The 15,815-nt window shown below is 63.0% G+C and carries 19 protein-coding genes; 6 read left to right on the top strand and 13 right to left on the bottom strand.

Translation table 11 applies throughout. The features are described from left to right. Positions 1-4: 4 nt before the first annotated feature. Positions 5-337, top strand: a complete 333-nt coding sequence (locus BM045_RS15780) for a HepT-like ribonuclease domain-containing protein (RefSeq protein WP_092184969.1) — start codon at positions 5-7, stop codon at positions 335-337. Here the strand turns inward: BM045_RS15780 and BM045_RS15775 are convergent. From BM045_RS15775 to BM045_RS15760, 4 genes are read right to left on the bottom strand one after another with little or no spacing between them, the layout of a single operon-like run. Next, entirely contained in the window at positions 309-1,844 is a 1,536-nt protein-coding gene (locus BM045_RS15775; RefSeq protein ID WP_092184967.1) for a Ppx/GppA phosphatase family protein, read from the bottom strand. The genes BM045_RS15780 and BM045_RS15775 overlap by 29 nt on opposite strands. Then, on the bottom strand, positions 1,841-4,009 hold the full coding sequence (locus BM045_RS15770) for an RNA degradosome polyphosphate kinase (RefSeq protein WP_092184965.1): 2,169 nt from the start codon (positions 4,007-4,009) through the stop codon (positions 1,841-1,843). The genes BM045_RS15775 and BM045_RS15770 overlap by 4 nt, the downstream gene beginning before the upstream one ends. Further along, on the bottom strand, positions 4,002-4,745 hold the full coding sequence (locus BM045_RS15765; RefSeq protein ID WP_092184963.1) for a P-loop NTPase family protein: 744 nt from the start codon (positions 4,743-4,745) through the stop codon (positions 4,002-4,004). The genes BM045_RS15770 and BM045_RS15765 overlap by 8 nt, the downstream gene beginning before the upstream one ends. Beyond that, positions 4,729-5,793 carry an AI-2E family transporter gene (locus tag BM045_RS15760; protein WP_244523029.1) on the bottom strand — a complete coding sequence of 355 codons (1,065 nt, stop codon included), beginning with the start codon at positions 5,791-5,793 and terminating at the stop codon, positions 4,729-4,731. The genes BM045_RS15765 and BM045_RS15760 overlap by 17 nt, the downstream gene beginning before the upstream one ends. 155 nt (positions 5,794-5,948) lie before the next feature. Between BM045_RS15760 and purM the strand changes: the two genes are divergently transcribed. The 4 genes from purM (at position 5,949) to BM045_RS18765 (ending at position 8,862) form a co-directional block, all read left to right on the top strand. Further along, the gene (purM, locus tag BM045_RS15755) at positions 5,949-7,025 is read left to right on the top strand and encodes a phosphoribosylformylglycinamidine cyclo-ligase (protein WP_092185216.1); all 1,077 of its coding nucleotides are present in this window, start codon (positions 5,949-5,951) and stop codon (positions 7,023-7,025) included. Beyond that, positions 7,022-7,609 (top strand): phosphoribosylglycinamide formyltransferase, encoded by a 588-nt coding sequence (purN, locus tag BM045_RS15750; RefSeq protein WP_092184959.1) that lies wholly within the window; start codon positions 7,022-7,024, stop codon positions 7,607-7,609. Before purM ends, purN begins: the two co-directional genes overlap by 4 nt. 96 nt (positions 7,610-7,705) lie before the next feature. Then, positions 7,706-8,599, top strand: coding sequence for a DMT family transporter (locus BM045_RS15745; protein ID WP_092184957.1), 894 nt, complete (start codon positions 7,706-7,708; stop codon positions 8,597-8,599). A 56-nt stretch (positions 8,600-8,655) separates the two neighbouring features. Further along, the gene (locus tag BM045_RS18765) at positions 8,656-8,862 is read left to right on the top strand and encodes a hypothetical protein (RefSeq protein WP_139198818.1); all 207 of its coding nucleotides are present in this window, start codon (positions 8,656-8,658) and stop codon (positions 8,860-8,862) included. A gap of 43 nt (positions 8,863-8,905) precedes the next feature. Here the strand turns inward: BM045_RS18765 and gatB are convergent, their stop codons facing one another. The 3 genes from gatB to BM045_RS15725 all read right to left on the bottom strand — a co-directional run bounded on the left by gatB (position 8,906) and on the right by BM045_RS15725 (position 11,343). Continuing rightward, a complete protein-coding gene (gatB, locus tag BM045_RS15735) occupies positions 8,906-10,405 on the bottom strand; it encodes an Asp-tRNA(Asn)/Glu-tRNA(Gln) amidotransferase subunit GatB (protein ID WP_092184956.1) in 1,500 nt (499 codons plus the stop codon). A gap of 99 nt (positions 10,406-10,504) precedes the next feature. Next, positions 10,505-11,014, bottom strand: a complete 510-nt coding sequence (locus BM045_RS15730; RefSeq protein ID WP_139198817.1) for a GNAT family N-acetyltransferase — start codon at positions 11,012-11,014, stop codon at positions 10,505-10,507. Between the two features lie 17 nt (positions 11,015-11,031). After that, entirely contained in the window at positions 11,032-11,343 is a 312-nt protein-coding gene (locus tag BM045_RS15725) for a chorismate mutase (protein WP_092184952.1), read from the bottom strand. A 161-nt stretch (positions 11,344-11,504) separates the two neighbouring features. On the opposite strand from BM045_RS15725, the gene BM045_RS15720 reads away from it, so the two are divergent. Then, entirely contained in the window at positions 11,505-12,140 is a 636-nt protein-coding gene (locus tag BM045_RS15720; RefSeq protein ID WP_092184950.1) for a DUF998 domain-containing protein, read from the top strand. A 3-nt stretch (positions 12,141-12,143) separates the two neighbouring features. Here the strand turns inward: BM045_RS15720 and BM045_RS15715 are convergent, their stop codons facing one another. The 6 genes from BM045_RS15715 to gatC all read right to left on the bottom strand — a co-directional run bounded on the left by BM045_RS15715 (position 12,144) and on the right by gatC (position 15,765). After that, complete coding sequence (locus tag BM045_RS15715; RefSeq protein WP_092184948.1) at positions 12,144-12,461, bottom strand: hypothetical protein; 318 nt, start codon at positions 12,459-12,461, stop codon at positions 12,144-12,146. Between the two features lie 120 nt (positions 12,462-12,581). Then, positions 12,582-14,066, bottom strand: a complete 1,485-nt coding sequence (gatA, locus tag BM045_RS15710; protein ID WP_092184946.1) for an Asp-tRNA(Asn)/Glu-tRNA(Gln) amidotransferase subunit GatA — start codon at positions 14,064-14,066, stop codon at positions 12,582-12,584. Then, entirely contained in the window at positions 14,059-14,514 is a 456-nt protein-coding gene (locus BM045_RS15705) for a hypothetical protein (RefSeq protein ID WP_139198816.1), read from the bottom strand. The genes gatA and BM045_RS15705 overlap by 8 nt, the downstream gene beginning before the upstream one ends. Next, positions 14,511-14,999: a hypothetical protein gene (locus BM045_RS15700; protein WP_092184942.1), complete on the bottom strand. Its 489-nt coding sequence runs from the start codon at positions 14,997-14,999 to the stop codon at positions 14,511-14,513. Before BM045_RS15700 ends, BM045_RS15705 begins: the two co-directional genes overlap by 4 nt. Continuing rightward, entirely contained in the window at positions 14,996-15,478 is a 483-nt protein-coding gene (locus BM045_RS15695; RefSeq protein ID WP_092184940.1) for a GNAT family N-acetyltransferase, read from the bottom strand. Before BM045_RS15695 ends, BM045_RS15700 begins: the two co-directional genes overlap by 4 nt. After that, positions 15,478-15,765 carry an Asp-tRNA(Asn)/Glu-tRNA(Gln) amidotransferase subunit GatC gene (gatC, locus tag BM045_RS15690; protein WP_092184939.1) on the bottom strand — a complete coding sequence of 96 codons (288 nt, stop codon included), beginning with the start codon at positions 15,763-15,765 and terminating at the stop codon, positions 15,478-15,480. Before gatC ends, BM045_RS15695 begins: the two co-directional genes overlap by 1 nt. Between the last annotated feature and the right edge of the window lie 50 nt (positions 15,766-15,815).

Raw genomic sequence — 15,815 nt, 5'->3', positions numbered from 1 at the left:
AACGATATCAAAAAATGCCATCTCCACGATCCGCGAACTGTTGAACGACAGGACGTTCGAAGATGCCGTCGCAGACAAGATCACTCGATTGGCGACTGAACGATGTGTCGAGATTATCAGTGAAGCTTCAAAGCATATCCCCGGCGAAATGAAGACGACCTTTGGTGCCAGCATTCCATGGCGCAGCGTCGTCGGGACCGGCGACATCCTGCGGCATGCCTACCATCGGGAAGAATTCGAAGCCATCTGGGCTATCTATTCCGACGACCTCGACCCGCTCGAAGCCGTCATCGATGCGATGATCGCATCTATCCCACCCGCACCGCCGAACTCTTGAAGCCTGCCACATTGGCGAACTGTTCCAGTCGGCTGCGCAAGTGTTCGCCGTTGAGGAAGGTCAGGTCGCTGGGCAAGACCAGGGAAAGGGCGTCGCCGTCCACTTCGAAGCGGATGCGTGGCAGGATGCCGGGCATGGCGGCGGACATGGGATAGGCGACGCGGAACATGGCGCCGATCAGCCTTGCGCGGGCCGTCAGGTCGGCTGAGCTCAGACCGGCCAGCGGTGCCGCGGTCTTGCTCTTGAGGCCGTCATAGCGCACGGCAATGACCTGGGCGAGGAAGGCGCGGCCGGGGTGGTCGACGCCGCTCAGCGACCCATAGGCGACGGCGTCGACGCTTTGCGGGCCGCGATAGTCGGGATGGGCGCGCCAGCCGATGTCGGAGAGCAGGCAGGCAACAGTGCGCAGGCGGGCGTCGTCAGCCGTTTCGGCGGTTCCGGATGCGGTCAGGAACTGGCCAGTGAATTCGATCAGGTCATTGGCATGGGCGGGTGAGCGCGAGCGCAGCACCGAGAGCTCTTCCGAGCCCTGGATCAGCGGATCGATCGCCTGTTCGCGCTTGTCGAGCAGGCCATAGAGATAGCCTTCACGCACGCCGAGCGCCGAGAAGACCACATCGGCAAACTGGCCGGCTTTGAGAACTTCCATCATCACGGCAGCGCCGAAGGGCACCAGTTCACGGCGCGACGAGCTGACATGCTCGGAGCCGTCATAGCCCTTGAGAGAACTGGCGCCGACAATGGTCTCGCAGAAGGCGATCATCTCGGCGGCCGGCACGACATAGTGCTGCACCATGCGCAGCGGGTAGCCCGAGACGATCTGGTGCATCTTGGCCAGCGAGCGCCAGGTGCCGCCGATGGCAGCGAAGGACAGGCCGCACTGCGTCTTGGTGAGGCCGGATTTCTCCAGTTGCTCGCGGACGATGGTGGCGGCCCGGGGCGGCGCGCTCTTGCTGTCGTCCTGCAGGCGAATGACGCCCAGCTCAAAGGAAACGCCGTCGGTATCGCTGCCATTGCTGATGCTGGAGAGTTCGAGGCTGCCGCCGCCGAGGTCGCCGACGACCCCATGAAAGCCCGGAATGCCGGCAACGGCGCCAAGGGCGGCGAAATGGGCCTCCTGCTCGCCGCTCAGCACATTGACCTTGCTCTCCATTAAGGCCTCGACGGCATCGACGAATTCCTGCCGGTTGGCGGCGTCGCGCACGGCCGAGGTGGCCAGCACATGCACCTTGCCGACCCGCATCATGCGCGCCACAAGCGCGAAACGTTTGATCGCTTCCAGCGCCTGGGCCATGTTGGCGTCGGCGAGGCGCCCGGTCTGGCCCACGCCACGCCCGAGAGCGCAGGCGGATTTTTCGTTGTAGAGCGGCGTCAGCGCCCGGGCGTGGCGTTCATAGACCACTAGGCGGACGGAGTTGGAGCCGATGTCGAGCACGGCGACGGGCTTGGCACCCTTGATGCGGCCCTGCGCGGTGGGATCGGCATCGACGCCCCAGAATTGATTCAAGCCAGAGCCTCATCGTCAACACCGCCGGCGCTGCCGCGACCGGACAACGAGGGGTTGGTCATGAAATAGTCGTGCGCATTAAAGGGTTCCTCGCCCTCGGCCACGCGCAGACGATGCGAACTGCCATCGGGCAGCACTTCCCAGCTCTGCTGGTTGTCGCGCAGATAGGCAACCAGAATCCTGTCGAGGATCTGCTTATGCACGGTCCTGTTGAGGATCGGCACCATGACTTCGACGCGCCCATCGAGGTTGCGGCCCATCAGGTCGGCCGAGGAAATATAGACCTTGGCGCGCGGATTGGGCATGGCCTCGCCATTTCCGAAGCAATAGATGCGGCTGTGCTCGAGGAAGCGGCCAACTACCGAGCGGACGCGGATATTTTCCGAGAATCCCGGAATGCCGGGGCGCAGGCAGCAGATGCCGCGCACGATCAGGTCGATCTTCACGCCGGCCTGGCTGGCGTCATAGAGCGCATCGATTGTCGCCGGATCGACCAGCGAATTCATCTTGAGCAGGATGCTGGCCGGCTGGCCATTCCGCGAAAATTCCATTTCCCGCGCGATGTCGTCGAGCAGGGTCTGGCGCAGATTGACCGGCGAGACCGCGATGGTTTCGAGTTCGGTCGGGCGGGCATAGCCGGTGATAAAATTGAAGACACGTGCGACGTCGCGGGTGATCGCCGGGTCGATAGTGAAGTAGCTGAGGTCGGTATATATCTTGGCGGTGATCGGGTGGTAGTTGCCGGTGCCGATGTGGCAATAGCTGACCAGCTTGCCCTTTTCGCGGCGCACCACCTGGCTGAGCTTGGCGTGGGTTTTCAGCTCGATAAAGCCGAACACAACCTGGGCCCCTGCCCGTTCCAGATCGCGCGCCCAGCGAATATTGGCCTCTTCATCGAAGCGCGCCTTGAGTTCGACGAGACAGGTCACTGACTTGCCGGCTTCGGCGGCCAGCACCAAGGCTTTGATGATCGGGCTGTCGGCGGAGGTGCGGTACAAGGTCTGCTTGATGGCCACGACATCGGGATCGCGGGCCGCCTGCATCAGGAATTGCGCCACCACGTCAAAACTTTCGAAGGGGTGGTGGACGAGGATATCCTTGGCGCGAATGGCGGCAAAATTGTCGCCATTATAGTCGCGAATCCGCTCGGGGAAGCGGGCATGGTAGGGCGTGAACTTGAGGTCGGGGCGATCGACATCGCAGACCTTGCGCGCATCGGCCAAGCCGAGGAAGCCCTGCACTTCGAAGACGTCGCCATCCTTGACGCCGAGCTGTTCGCTGATCTGGCGCTTGAGGGCGCGCGGCATGGAGCTTTCGATTTCGAGGCGGATCACCTGACCGCGACGACGCTGTCGCAGGGCAGATTCGAACTCGACCACCAGATCTGCCGCCTCGTCGTCGATTTCGATTTCGCTGTCGCGGATGACACGGAAGGCGCCCGAGCCGACCACTTCATGGCCTGGGAACATCTTGTGGAAGAACAGTTTCACCAGCGTGTCGATGGTGACGACTTCGCTGCGGCCTTCCGAGACCAGCCCGCTCGGCAGGTTGATGAAGCGGTCGAGATTGCCGGGGATGCGGACCAGTGCGGTCAGCGGAATGTCATTGTCGGGGCGCTTCAGCTCGAAGGCCAGCGCCAGACCGAGATTGGGAATGAAGGGGAAAGGATGCGCCGGATCGACGGCAATCGGCGTCAGGACGGGGAAGATTTCCTCGCGAAACAGCTTTTGCAGATAGTTGATCTGGTCGAGCGTCAGGTCATCGGTCTCGTGGATCACCACATTCTGCGCGAACAGCTCCTCGCGCAGGCTCTGCCACTGGTCCTGCTGCTCGAGCTGCAGGTGCTGGGCGAGTGTGGCGATTTCTTCCATTTGCTCGGCCGGGGTCAGGCCATCGGCGCTGAGCTTGGTGAGGCCCGCGCGCAACTGGCCCTTGAGGCCGGCAACGCGGACCATGTAGAATTCGTCGAGGTTATTGGCCGAGATGGAGACGAAGCGCAGGCGCTCGAGCAGCGGATGGTTGACGTTGCCGGCTTCTTCGAGCACGCGCATGTTGAACTGCAGCCAGCTGACTTCGCGGTTGACGAAGCGGGCCGGGCTCTTGCGCAGGGCCTCGATATCGGGCGCCGCAACGTCGGCTTCGGCGAATTCACCCATCTCATTCATCGTCGTGCTCTTCCCAGTTGTCTTCGTGGCTCGCCTCGCCGCGCGCGACCCGTCTGCGGTCCAGCGCGTCGGCGGCGATGCTGCGGGTGATGGCCGTGCCCTTGGCCAGTGCCTGCCGATCCATTATGTCGGCCAGAATCACAACTTCCTCGGTCGACCGCTCCATGCGGGCCACCAGATAGGCGATGATCTTCGGATCGACCGCAATCTGGCGGTCGCCGAACAGTTTCACGAACATCTGTGACAATTGGATGTCATCGGACAGGTCCAGCGTGAAGGCAGCGGCGCGACGCATCCGCGAGCGCACATCATCGGTCGCCAGCGGCCAGTTCGCAACGTCTTCCCGCGCCGTCAGCAAAAGCGGTCGCTGTTCCCGCATCGACTGGTTGAGCAGGTGAAACAGGCCCGCCTCGTCATAGCCCAAGCGGTCCACATCTTCGACGATCAGTGGCGCGGTCCCGCCATGGGTGGCGAGGCCTTCGAGATCATCGACGCCGGCAAACAGCGCATGACTGCGGTCGGCGAAGATTCGCGCCAGATGCGATTTCCCCGACTTGGCCGGACCTGTGAGCAGGGTGATCGGATCCGCCCAATGGGGAAAGGCCACGATGCGGCCATGGGCCAGCTCATTGCCTTCGCCGACCAGAAAGTCGGCCTCGCCCTGGGCAGAGACATGGCCAAGCTCCAGCGTCAGCTGGCCCTTGTTGGCGCTGTCAGGATTAGCCGGCAGAGCCATTGGCGCCGCCGTTCCGGCCGAGATAAAGCGTGCTTTCCTTGTATTTCCGTACGCCATAGCGCACCAGCACCGAGGCAATGGCGGCCATTGGCACGGCGAGCAGCAGACCGACGAAACCGAAGACGGCACCCAGAGCGAGCAGCGCGAACATCATCCAGACCGGGTTGATGCTGATCGCGGAGCCGACGAGCTTGGGATAGAGGATATTGCCCTCGATGAACTGCCAGAACAGGAAAATGCCGGCGACGAGGACCACCATCCACCAGTTTGGCCAGAACTGGACCAGGGCAATGCCGACGGAGAGGCCGAAGCCGACGGCAAAGCCAACGAAGGGGACGAAGCTGAAGAGGCCGGCGATAAGGCCGATCACCAGGCCGAAGTTCAGGCCGATCAGGCTCAGCGCGGTGGCATAGAAGGCTGCGTCGATCAACAGCACGCCGCCCTGCCCGCGGATCACGCCGGCCATGGACTTGTCGATATCCTTGAGGATGGCGTTGATCTCGCCCTTGTGGTCCTGCGGCAGGAGGCCTTCGATGCCGCGCACCATGCCCTCCCAGTCGAGCAGCAGGTAGAAGGCGACAACGGGGGTCAGCACCGTGACGCCGATCATGGTGGCGCCGGTAATGCCGATATTGACCAGTTCGCCCGGAATGGTGGCGATGAACACCAGAACCTGGCCGGCCATGTCGTTGAGCGTTGACTCGAGCTGCGCCGCGCGCTCCGGCCCGAGCCAGGCGTTGATCTCAGGCGACCAGCGGGCAAACAGGTCCTGCAGGTCCGCCACATAGCCCGGCAGGCGCTGGATCAGGCCGATGATCTGCTGGCCGATCAGCGGCACGAACATGAAGAAGATGCCGAGAACGATGGTGATGACACTCAGCAGCACCACCGTCGTGGCCCAGGCGCGGTTGAAGCGCCAGCGCTGCAACTGGTTGACCAGCGGGTTGAGCAGATAGGCCAGAGCGGCGCCGACCACGAAAGGAAGGAGGATGGCGCGGAACACCCAGAGTGCCAGGACGAGTGCAACCAGCAGGCCGACCCAGATCATCACTTGATTTCGTAGTGCCATGGTGCCGTGCGGCCCTTGCGTCGGTGTGGTGGAGAAGCTATCAGGCCGTCTAGCTTCAGGCTCCGGAATTGGCAACCGCCTTGGTGTTCGGGTCGAGGCTTTGCGCACGCTTTCCCCATACGGTGTTGAGGCCAATGTCCGATCCGCAAAACCTGACATCAAACGGTTTGTCATACAAGCAGGCCGGCGTCGATATCGATGCTGGCAATGCCTTGGTGGAGGCCATCAAGCCCGCCGTTCGCTCGACGCGCCGTTCCGGCGCCGATGGCGAGATCGGCGGCTTCGGCGGGTTGTTCGACCTCAAGGCCGCCGGCTTCACTGATCCGGTGCTGGTGGCGGCCAATGACGGCGTCGGCACCAAGCTCAAGATCGCCATCGATACCGGCAATCATTCGACCATCGGGCAGGACCTGGTTGCGATGTGCGTCAATGACATCATCGTGCAAGGCGCCGAGCCGCTGTTCTTCCTTGACTATTTTGCCACCGGCAAGCTGGACGTCGAACAGGGCGCCGCCATCGTCACCGGCATTGCCGAAGGCTGCCGCATTGCCGGCTGCGCGCTTCTGGGCGGCGAAACCGCCGAAATGCCGGGCATGTATCATGGCAAGGACTATGACCTCGCCGGTTTTGCCGTCGGCGCCGCCGAGCGCGGCACGCTGCTGCCGCGGCCCGATATCGCGGCTGGCGACACGCTGGTTGCCATTGCCTCGTCTGGTGTCCATTCCAACGGCTACTCGCTGGTGCGCAAGATCGTCGAACTCTCGGGGATCGACTGGTACATGGACGCGCCCTTCCAGCCCGGTACCTCGCTGTCCGAGGCACTGCTGACCCCGACCCGCATCTATGTGAAGCCGCTGCTGTCGGCGCTCAAGTCCGGCATCGGCATCAAGGCGCTTGCCCATATCACCGGCGGCGGTTTCATCGACAATATTCCGCGCGTACTGCCCGACCATCTGGCGGCGCATGTCGATCTTAATGCCATCACCGTGCCGAAAGTGTTTGGCTGGCTAAGCCATGTCGGTGGCATGGAAGAGCGCGAAATGCTGCGCACTTTCAACTGCGGCGTCGGCATGCTGGTCGCCGTGGCACCGGAAGATGCCGACAAGCTCGTTGCCCATCTCACCGAAGCCGGCGAGATCGCCTCGGTGGTCGGCCAGCTCACCGAGCGCAGCGGCGAGCCGGTGACATTCGAAGGCAAGCTGGGCCTATGAGCCGCAAGCGCGTCGCGATCCTGATTTCGGGCCGCGGCTCGAACATGTCGGCGCTGATCGAGGCTGCCAAGGCGCCGGACTATCCGGCCGAGGTGGTCGGCGTACTGTCCAACCGGGCCGCCGCGCAGGGGCTCGAGATTGCCGCAGCGCATGGCATTGCCACGGCGTCGCTGGCGCAGAGCAAGTTCCCCAGCCGGGACATGTTCGAAGATATCATGACGCAGATGCTGGAAAGCTGGGACGTCGATATCGTCTGCCTTGCCGGCTTCATGCGCATCTTGGGCGAAGATTTCGTCAACCGCTGGGCCGGGACGATGATCAACATCCATCCGTCGCTCCTGCCGCTCTACAAGGGCCTCCACACCCACGAGCGCGCGCTGGCCGACGGCGCCAAGGTGCATGGCTGTACGGTGCATTTCGTGACGCCGGGGCTCGACGAGGGTTCGCCGATCCTGCAAGCCGAAGTACCGGTGCTGCCGGGCGATACGCCGGAGACGCTGTCGGCTCGCGTCTTGGTGGAAGAGCATCGCATCTATCCAGAGGCGTTGCGCCTGCTGGCGTCGGCCGAGATTCGCGCACACTAGCGCCAATCACCCGAATTGATTTGAGCCATCGTCAAAATCGGTTCGACCTTTGTTCTCCCCGGGCGTAGCGTCCGACTTCCAAAGGGAGAAGATTCGATGGCCGCACGCGATTGGGCATTACTGGCATTCGTCGGCGCGATCTGGGGCTGTTCGTTCCTGTTCAACGCCGTGCTGATCCGCGAACTGGGGCCGATCTGGGTGGCGGCCGGACGGGTGACCATTGCGGCGCTGGCCAGCTGGGTGGTATTTGCCGTGCTCAAGAAGCCGGTGCCACGCGATCCAAAACTCTGGCTGCAACTCGGCCTGCTTGGCGTGTTCAGCTATGCCCTGCCCTTCACGCTGTTTCCGCTGGGCCAGTCGCATATTCCGAGTGGGCTGACGGCCATCATCAATGCGCTGACGCCCATCCTGACGGTGATCGTTTCGCATTTCTGGCCAGGTGGCGAAAAGGCAAAGTTCAACAAGGCGCTGGGCGTGGTCGCCGGCTTTACCGGGGCGGCGCTGCTGGCCTCGCCAGCGCTCACGGGGGCGCAGGGCGCCGACCAGTTGCTCGGCATCATGATCTGCCTGATGGCGACCATTCTCTACGCGGTTACGCTCAATGTCGCGCGCTCCTTCCGCCATGTCGATCCGACGACCCTGGCCACTATCGCCATCACCGGCGCGGCCATTGCGTCCGTGCCGGTGGCGTTTCTGGTGGAAGGCGTGCCGCATGCCACCCGCATCGAAACCTGGGCTGCCTGGCTGGCATTGGGCCTGTTCTCGACGGCATTGACCTTCCAGATCATGTACCGCCTGCTGCCGCGCATCGGCGCCACCAATTTTGCGTCCAACACCTTCATTTCGCCGGTGGTGGCGATCATCCTCGGCGTGTCGCTGCTGGGCGAAACCATCCTGCCGGTGCATGTCGCCGGCATGGCGGTGATTTTCCTCGGGCTGCTGCTGATCGATGGCCGCATCCTGCGGCGCTGGCAGAAGAAGCCGGCCTGACATCGAGATGGAACGGGCCGCCGGCGTGGCCCGTTTTGCTCCGACAGGAGCGTTCAATGACCCCAAATACACCCGATATCGATCCGCGCCCGACGCCGGAAATCGTGCCGCAGCCAGAGCCACCGCAGCCACAACCGGTCGATCCAGTGCCGCCGCATCCGCAGGAGCTGCCTGACACGCCGCAGCCGGTGGAAGACCCCACGCCCGGCCAGCCGGCGCCCGTGCCCGGGCCGGGTAGCGACCAGCCGCCGACGCGCAGCTGATCCGGGAATGAAAAACGGCGCCCAATGGGCGCCGTTTCCGTCTCTACTCGATGCCGAGCTTGGCTTTCATCAGATCATTCAGCGCCTGGGGATTGGCCTTGCCACCCGAGGCCTTCATGGCCTGGCCGACGAACCAGCCGATCATGGTCGGCTTGGCCAGCACCTTGGCCACTTGGTCGGGATTGGCGGCGATGATCTCGTCGACGATCTTTTCGATCGCCCCCATGTCGGTGACCTGCTTCATGCCGCGGCGCTCGACGATCTCGGCCGGCTCGCCCTCGGGCTCCTCGGCGATGATGACCTGCAGCAGGTCCTTGGCGCCCTTGGACGAGATCGTCCCGGCCGCGACCAGGTCTACGATGCCGGCGATCTGGCTCGGCTTGATATGGGTTTCCCACACGGCGAGGCCCTGGCTGTTGGCAAAGGCGGCGACGTCGGCATTGAGGATGTTCGCAACGGCCTTTCCGTCGCGCTTGGTGCCGCCGAAGGCCACGCAGCTTTCATAGAAGTCAGCCGTCTCGCGATCGAGGGTGAGCACCATGGCGTCATAGGCGGTTACGCCGTAGTCGCCAACGAAGCGGGCCTTCTTCTCGTCTGGCAGTTCCGGCAGACCTTCGGCCAGCTGCGCGATGAAGGCGTCGTCGAATTCGAGCGGCAGCAGGTCGGGATCGGGGAAGTAGCGATAGTCATGCGCTTCTTCCTTGGAGCGCATCGAGCGCGTCTCGCCGGTCTTGGGATCGTAGAGCCGGGTTTCCTGGTCGATCTTGCCGCCGTCTTCGAGAATATCGATCTGGCGGCGCGCTTCATATTCGATGGCCTGGCCGGCAAAGCGGATGGAATTGACGTTCTTGATCTCGCAGCGCGTGCCGAATTCGCCACCAGGCTTTCGCACGGAGACGTTGACGTCGGCGCGCATGGAGCCCTGCTCCATATTGCCGTCGCAGGTGCCCAGGTAGCGCAGGATAGTGCGCAGCTTGCCGAGGTATTCCTTGGCTTCTTCGGACGAGCGCAGGTCGGGCTTGGAGACGATTTCCATCAGCGCCACGCCCGAGCGGTTGAGGTCGACGAAGCTCATGGACGGATGCTGGTCGTGGATCGACTTGCCGGCGTCCTGTTCGAGATGCAGGCGCTCGATGCCGATCTCGATCTGGCCTTCGGGCATGTCGAGCAGCACGATGCCTTCGCCGACGATCGGATCCTTGAACTGGGAGATCTGATAGCCCTGCGGCAGGTCGGGATAGAAGTAGTTCTTGCGGTCAAAGACGCTACGCTTGTTGATCACGGCCTTGAGGCCAAGACCGGTGCGCACGGCCTGGCGAACGCATTCCTCGTTGATGGTCGGCAGCATGCCGGGCATGGCGGCATCGACAAAGGACACGTTGGAATTGGGCGGATTGCCGAATTCGGTCGACGAGCCCGAGAAGAGCTTGCTCTCGCTGGTCACCTGGGCATGCACTTCCATGCCGATGATGACTTCCCAGTCACCGGTCGAGCCGGAAATGAAGCTCTTGGGATTGGGCGTGCGGGTGTCGATAAGGGTCAATTGAGCGGTCCTGCGCGGCAAGGCGAAACAATGCAAAACGCATAGTGCCTAGGGGAAGCGGATGCAATTGCTTTGCACCACATTCGCCGATGCGGGGCGTCAGTCGTCGTCGATCTCGCCGTAAAACGGCGCCAGGCGCTTTTCGAGATGGACGCTCATAAAGGGTTCGTGCGCGGCGCGGCCATCGGGGCGCAGGGCCAGGATGCGATAGCCCTGCTTTTCGTAAAAGCGTACGGCGCGGACATTATCGGCCGGGGTTTCGAGCTGGACGCGTTCGGCGCCTTCCAGTTCGAGCATGCTTTCCATGCGGCGCAGCAGCATCGAGCCAATGCCGTGCCCCTGCAGTTCCGGCATGACGAAGAGGAAGGGGATATAGGCGCGGCGGGCCGAGCGCGAGCACCAGGCCACGACAATGCCATCCACTTCAGCGATGATAATGCGGTTGAGCGTTTCCGCCACAGCCTGCGACAGGCGCTTCTGCTCGGCTTCCCGCATGCCGTCATGCTTGGTCAGCAGCGGATAAATCCCAGCCTCCCAGGCGCGATAGGCGATATCGGCCAGGCGATGGGCGTCGGTCTTTTCCGCCTTGCGAATGCTGATCCCGGGCATGCTGGCCTCCTGCACGACTAGCCGCGGCGCCGCGCCGCGATGATGCCCTTCTCGTAATTGATGTTCCAATCGATCAGGGTCCGCCAGACAAGTTCGGCCTGATCCTCGTCAAGATCAAGAGCCAAACTGCGATCACGGACCTTGGCGATCACCGCCTCGATGCGGGCCGGGTCGCGCGCCTCATGCGGATCGGTCTTGATCTGGGCCATGCGCGTTACATATTGGTGCCGCTCGGCAAACAGCGCCAGCAGCGCATGATCGATGCGATCGATCTCGGCGCGGACATCATCCTTGGTGGCGCAGGCGTCGGGTGATTTGGTGGCGGTCACGGCGGCTTCCAGTCTGGCTTACTTGCTGTTGCTGGTTTGCACCGACTACGTGACGAATTCAACCGCCCGGCTTGCGGAATTGCTGCGGCGGTTCCCTGCAGCGGTGATTTGACAAATCCCCTGCTCCATAGCCCACTGCGCCAAAGCCAGATGGAGCGCCCATGACCAGCCAGATTCGCCTTGGTGCAATTTTTTGGCTGCTGACCGTCGAATTCTTCATCGCCCAAGCGCTGGCGCAAGCCGCCTTCCCGGGCTATTCGCTCGCCCATATGGACATCAGCCTGCTCGGCCTCACCAATTGCGATGGCGCTGACCCAGGCAACTTCGGTGCCGACTGCTCGCCACTGAGCCTGGTGTTCAACGCGGGCATGTTTATCAATGGCGCGCTGGTGGTGCTGGGCGTGTGGTTCACGCGCAAGCTCTGGCCGCAGGGGCATCTGACCACGGCAGCGCTGTGGCTGCTGGCCGTCGGTGGCGGCGATGGTAGCATGCTGGTCGGGCTGTTCCCGCTCGATGTGTCGCTGCCGATGCATATGATCGGCGCGGTTCTGGCGCTGTTCGTTGCCGGTTTCGGCATGCTGGCGATGAGCGCGGTGCTGTGGCGCCAGTATCGCGGCTTTGCCATATACACGCTGGCGACCGGGGCGATCACGCTCGTCGCCTTCGTGCTCTATGCGCTGGAGCTCTACCTCGGGTTTGGCCGCGGCACCATGGAGCGCATTGCCGCCTGGCCTCATACGATCTGGTATGTCGTGGCGGGCACGCTGATCCTGCGCGGGCATTTCACCCGCGCCTAGGCCTTAGTGTTTGGTGACTTCGCTCAGCGCTGCGGCGATATGTTCCCACTCGCTGGCGACGCTGGCCGTGGCGCGGCGCTTGCCGGCGCGGCGATACCAGTAGTCGGCATTGCCCATGTCGGCTTCGATCCAGTGCATCAGGGCATGGACCCAGTCGAAAGCCTGTACGCCCTCCATCGCCTGGACGATGTTATGCGCCTGCTCCCATTCAGCGCCGACGCGCAGCTCGCCCTTCTTCAGCCACCACAAGGCCTGGAGCGGCTTGCTCATGTCCTTGGGCGGCTCGGACCAGTCGAGCGAGGTGAAAATGTCAGCGGCCATCGGTGAAACCCTTGTCGGCCCGGACGCCTGCCTTGGCGGCGTCACAACCAATTTCAATTTGTGCATTGGCGCCAAATAAGGCGGAAAGCCGTCCCGATCAAGTGGTACGGCCCGTCATGCTTACCACCAGGGCTTGGGCGCGAAGTCGCCGCCAGCGCTTTTTTCGATGACGCGGGCCGCTGCGAACAGCGTTTCTTCGTCAAATGGCTTGCCGATCAGCTGCAGGCCAAGCGGCAATCCGGCGGCATCCTTGCCGGCTGGAACAGCAATGCCCGGCAGGCCCGCCATGTTCACCGTCACGGTGAAAACGTCGTTGAGATACATCGCCACCGGATCAGCTGCCAGCGCCTCGTCACCAATGCCGAAGGCGGCGGATGGCGTGGCTGGCGTCAGGATAGCGTCGACGCCGGCATGGAAGGCGTCCTCGAAATCCTTCTTGATCAGTGTGCGGACCTTCTGCGCCTTGACGTAATAGGCGTCGAAATAGCCGGCGCTGAGCACATAGGTGCCGATCATGATGCGGCGCTTCACCTCGCGGCCGAAACCGGCGGCGCGGGTCAGCTCATACATGTCGGTAATGTCCTTGCCGCTGACGCGGAGGCCATATTTGACGCCGTCATAGCGGGCGAGGTTGGACGAGGCTTCGGCCGGGGCCACGATGTAATAGGCCGGCAGGGCATATTTGGTGTGCGGCAGGGAGATGTCCTTGACCGTCGCTCCCTCGGCCTTGAGCCAGTCGAGGCCCTGGGCCCAGAGCTTTTCGATCTCGGCCGGCATGCCCTCCATGCGGTATTCCTTGGGAACGCCGATGGTCAGACCCTTGACGCCGCGCTCGACGGCAGCGGCAAAATCCGGCACAGCAAGATCGACGCTGGTGGAATCCTTGACGTCATAGCCCGACATCGAGGTCAGCAGCATGGCAGCGTCTTCTACCGTGCGGGCGATCGGGCCGGCTTGGTCGAGCGAGGAGGCGAAGGCAACCGTACCCCAGCGCGAGGCACGGCCATAGGTCGGCTTGATGCCGACGGTGCCGGTGAACGCGGCCGGCTGGCGAATCGAGCCGCCGGTATCGGTTGCCGTCGCACCGGCGCAGAGCCAGGCGGAGACGGCCGCGGCCGAGCCACCCGAGGAGCCGCCGGGCACCAGGTTGGCATTGCTGCCTTCGGCGCGGAACGGGCTGACGACGGGGCCGTAATAGGAGGTTTCGTTGGACGAGCCCATGGCGAATTCGTCCATGTTGAGCTTGCCCAACATGACCGCACCGTCGCGCCACAGGTTCGCGGTGACGGTGGACTCATACTCCGGCTTGAAGCCGTCGAGGATATGGCTGGCCGCCTGGGTGTGGACGCCCTTGGTGGCGAACAGGTCCTTGACGCCCAGCGGAATGCCTTCCAGCGGACCACCCTGCCCCTGCACGAGCTTTTCGTCGCTGGCCTTGGCCATCTCCAGCGCCTGGTCCGGCGTCACCGCCACATAGGCGTTGAGGCTCGGATTGGCTGCCTCGATCGCCTTAAGATAGGCGCCGGTCAGTTCGGTTGCGGTGAAGCTCTTGGCCTTGAGGCCCTTGGCCGCATCGGAGAGGCTCAGTTTGGTCAGGTCAGTCAACGGAAATCTCGCTCAGATTGTCGCAGCGGGTATAGAGGGTCACGCCGGGATTGGTGGTCGGGCCGGGCGGCTCGTAAATGCCAGTCGTCACCATCATTGCATCATAGCTGGAAACGACTTGAATGGTCTTGTCATCATAGGGGGCGATGGCCAGCGTATCGGGATAGACCTCGCCCGGCGCCTCGCACACGGCATCGACATGCAGCAGCGGCGTATTGGGCCGGCTCTTGATGTCATAGAAATTGCAGTGAAATTCCATCGACTGGATGCCGTCGGGGAATTTCAGCGCCAGGAAATCGCTGTCCATGAAGGCATCAATGCCCTTGGCCTCCATGGCCGCACAGGCCTTTGCATCGCTGGCATAGATCCTGGTCTGATCAATGACCATGTCTTCCTGCGCCACAACGGGCGTCGCCAGCATCGCAAGGGCCAGCGCCAGCCGCATCATGGCACGAGGTCCGCGGCGGTCAGGCCTTCGCACAGCGTATGAACGCCGGCATAATCCTGCGGGTCGCGCTCGGCATCGGTGCTTTCACCGTGCTTCATCGAGAGCACTTCGACCCTCGCCGGCGGCGTGCCGTCCTGGTCGCCCCAGGCCAGGTTGATATTGCTCGTATCCGAGGTGATCGCGACCTGGTCGATGAAGGCCAGATAGGGGCCGTCGCAGCGCGCCGTGGCATAGAGGTCTTCGACGGCGCCCCAGGGCGACGGGTTCATGCGCACATCATTGAAGATGCACTGCAACTCGCCCATCCAGATGCCGACGCGCGGTGCCACCACCGCAGCCTGCAGCTCGAACAGCGCCTGGCCGAGGTCTTCGCCGGTGCGCTCGCAAGCGGCCGGATCGGTGGCATAGACCGCGTCATACTGGTCGGCCGCCATGGCGGAGCCGATCGAGGCCAGCATCAGCACTGTCGCGAGGCGAAACGTCATGCGGGCTGTTCCTGATTCAGCGGCATTTCGAAAAATGCCGACCACTGGCTATCGGGATAGTTAAGGAAGGGGCCACGCTGCGTAAAACCGGCCCTCGTGTAAAGCCGATGGGCCTCCGGCATTTCTGCCAGGCCGCCCGTTTCCAGCATTACGATCGGCAGACCCTTGTCGCGCGCCAGGCTGACAATCGCTTCCAGTAGCGCCGAACCGACGCGTTGACCACGCACCGCTGGGTCGGTGAACATGCGCTTGACCTCGCCCAACTCGGCCGAATGCACCTTGAGAGCACCCATGCCGATAGCCCGGCCGGCCTCATCCCGAGCCACGAACACCGTGGTATCGGCGCCAGCCATCTGTTCCACGGTCATCTTGAACTGGAATTCAGGGGGCGACAGCGGCTGCAGATGCGCATTGAGCTTGCCGACAAGCACGCGCACATCGTCCTGCAAGGCCGTCTCGATGGCGATGGAAATCGCCATTATTCGACCACCTTGGGCACCATGAAGAAGTTGTCTTCGGTCAGCGGCGCATTGGCGACGATCTTGTCGGCATAGCCGCCATCGGAAATCACGTCGTCGCGGCGGCGCAAAGTCATCGGCGTTACCGAAGTCATCGGCTCGACGCCGTCGACATCGATCTCGCTAAGCTGTTCGACAAAGCCCAGGATGGCATTGAGCTCGCTCTGGTAGCCTGCCACTTCCTCTTCTTCGATGCGAATGCGCGCCAGGCGCCCGATGCGCTTTACGGTTGCTGCGTCGACGGACATGGGAAACTCCAGAAAAGAACGGCTCGTTGCAGGCCGTATTAGCAATGGGC

Origin of the sequence: Devosia sp. YR412, from assembly GCF_900110945.1 — a bacterium.
In the GTDB taxonomy this organism is placed as follows: Bacteria; Pseudomonadota; Alphaproteobacteria; order Rhizobiales; family Devosiaceae; genus Devosia.
The sequence above is the reverse complement of the archived record's forward strand: the minus strand, read 5'-3'. Positions and strand labels throughout refer to the sequence as shown.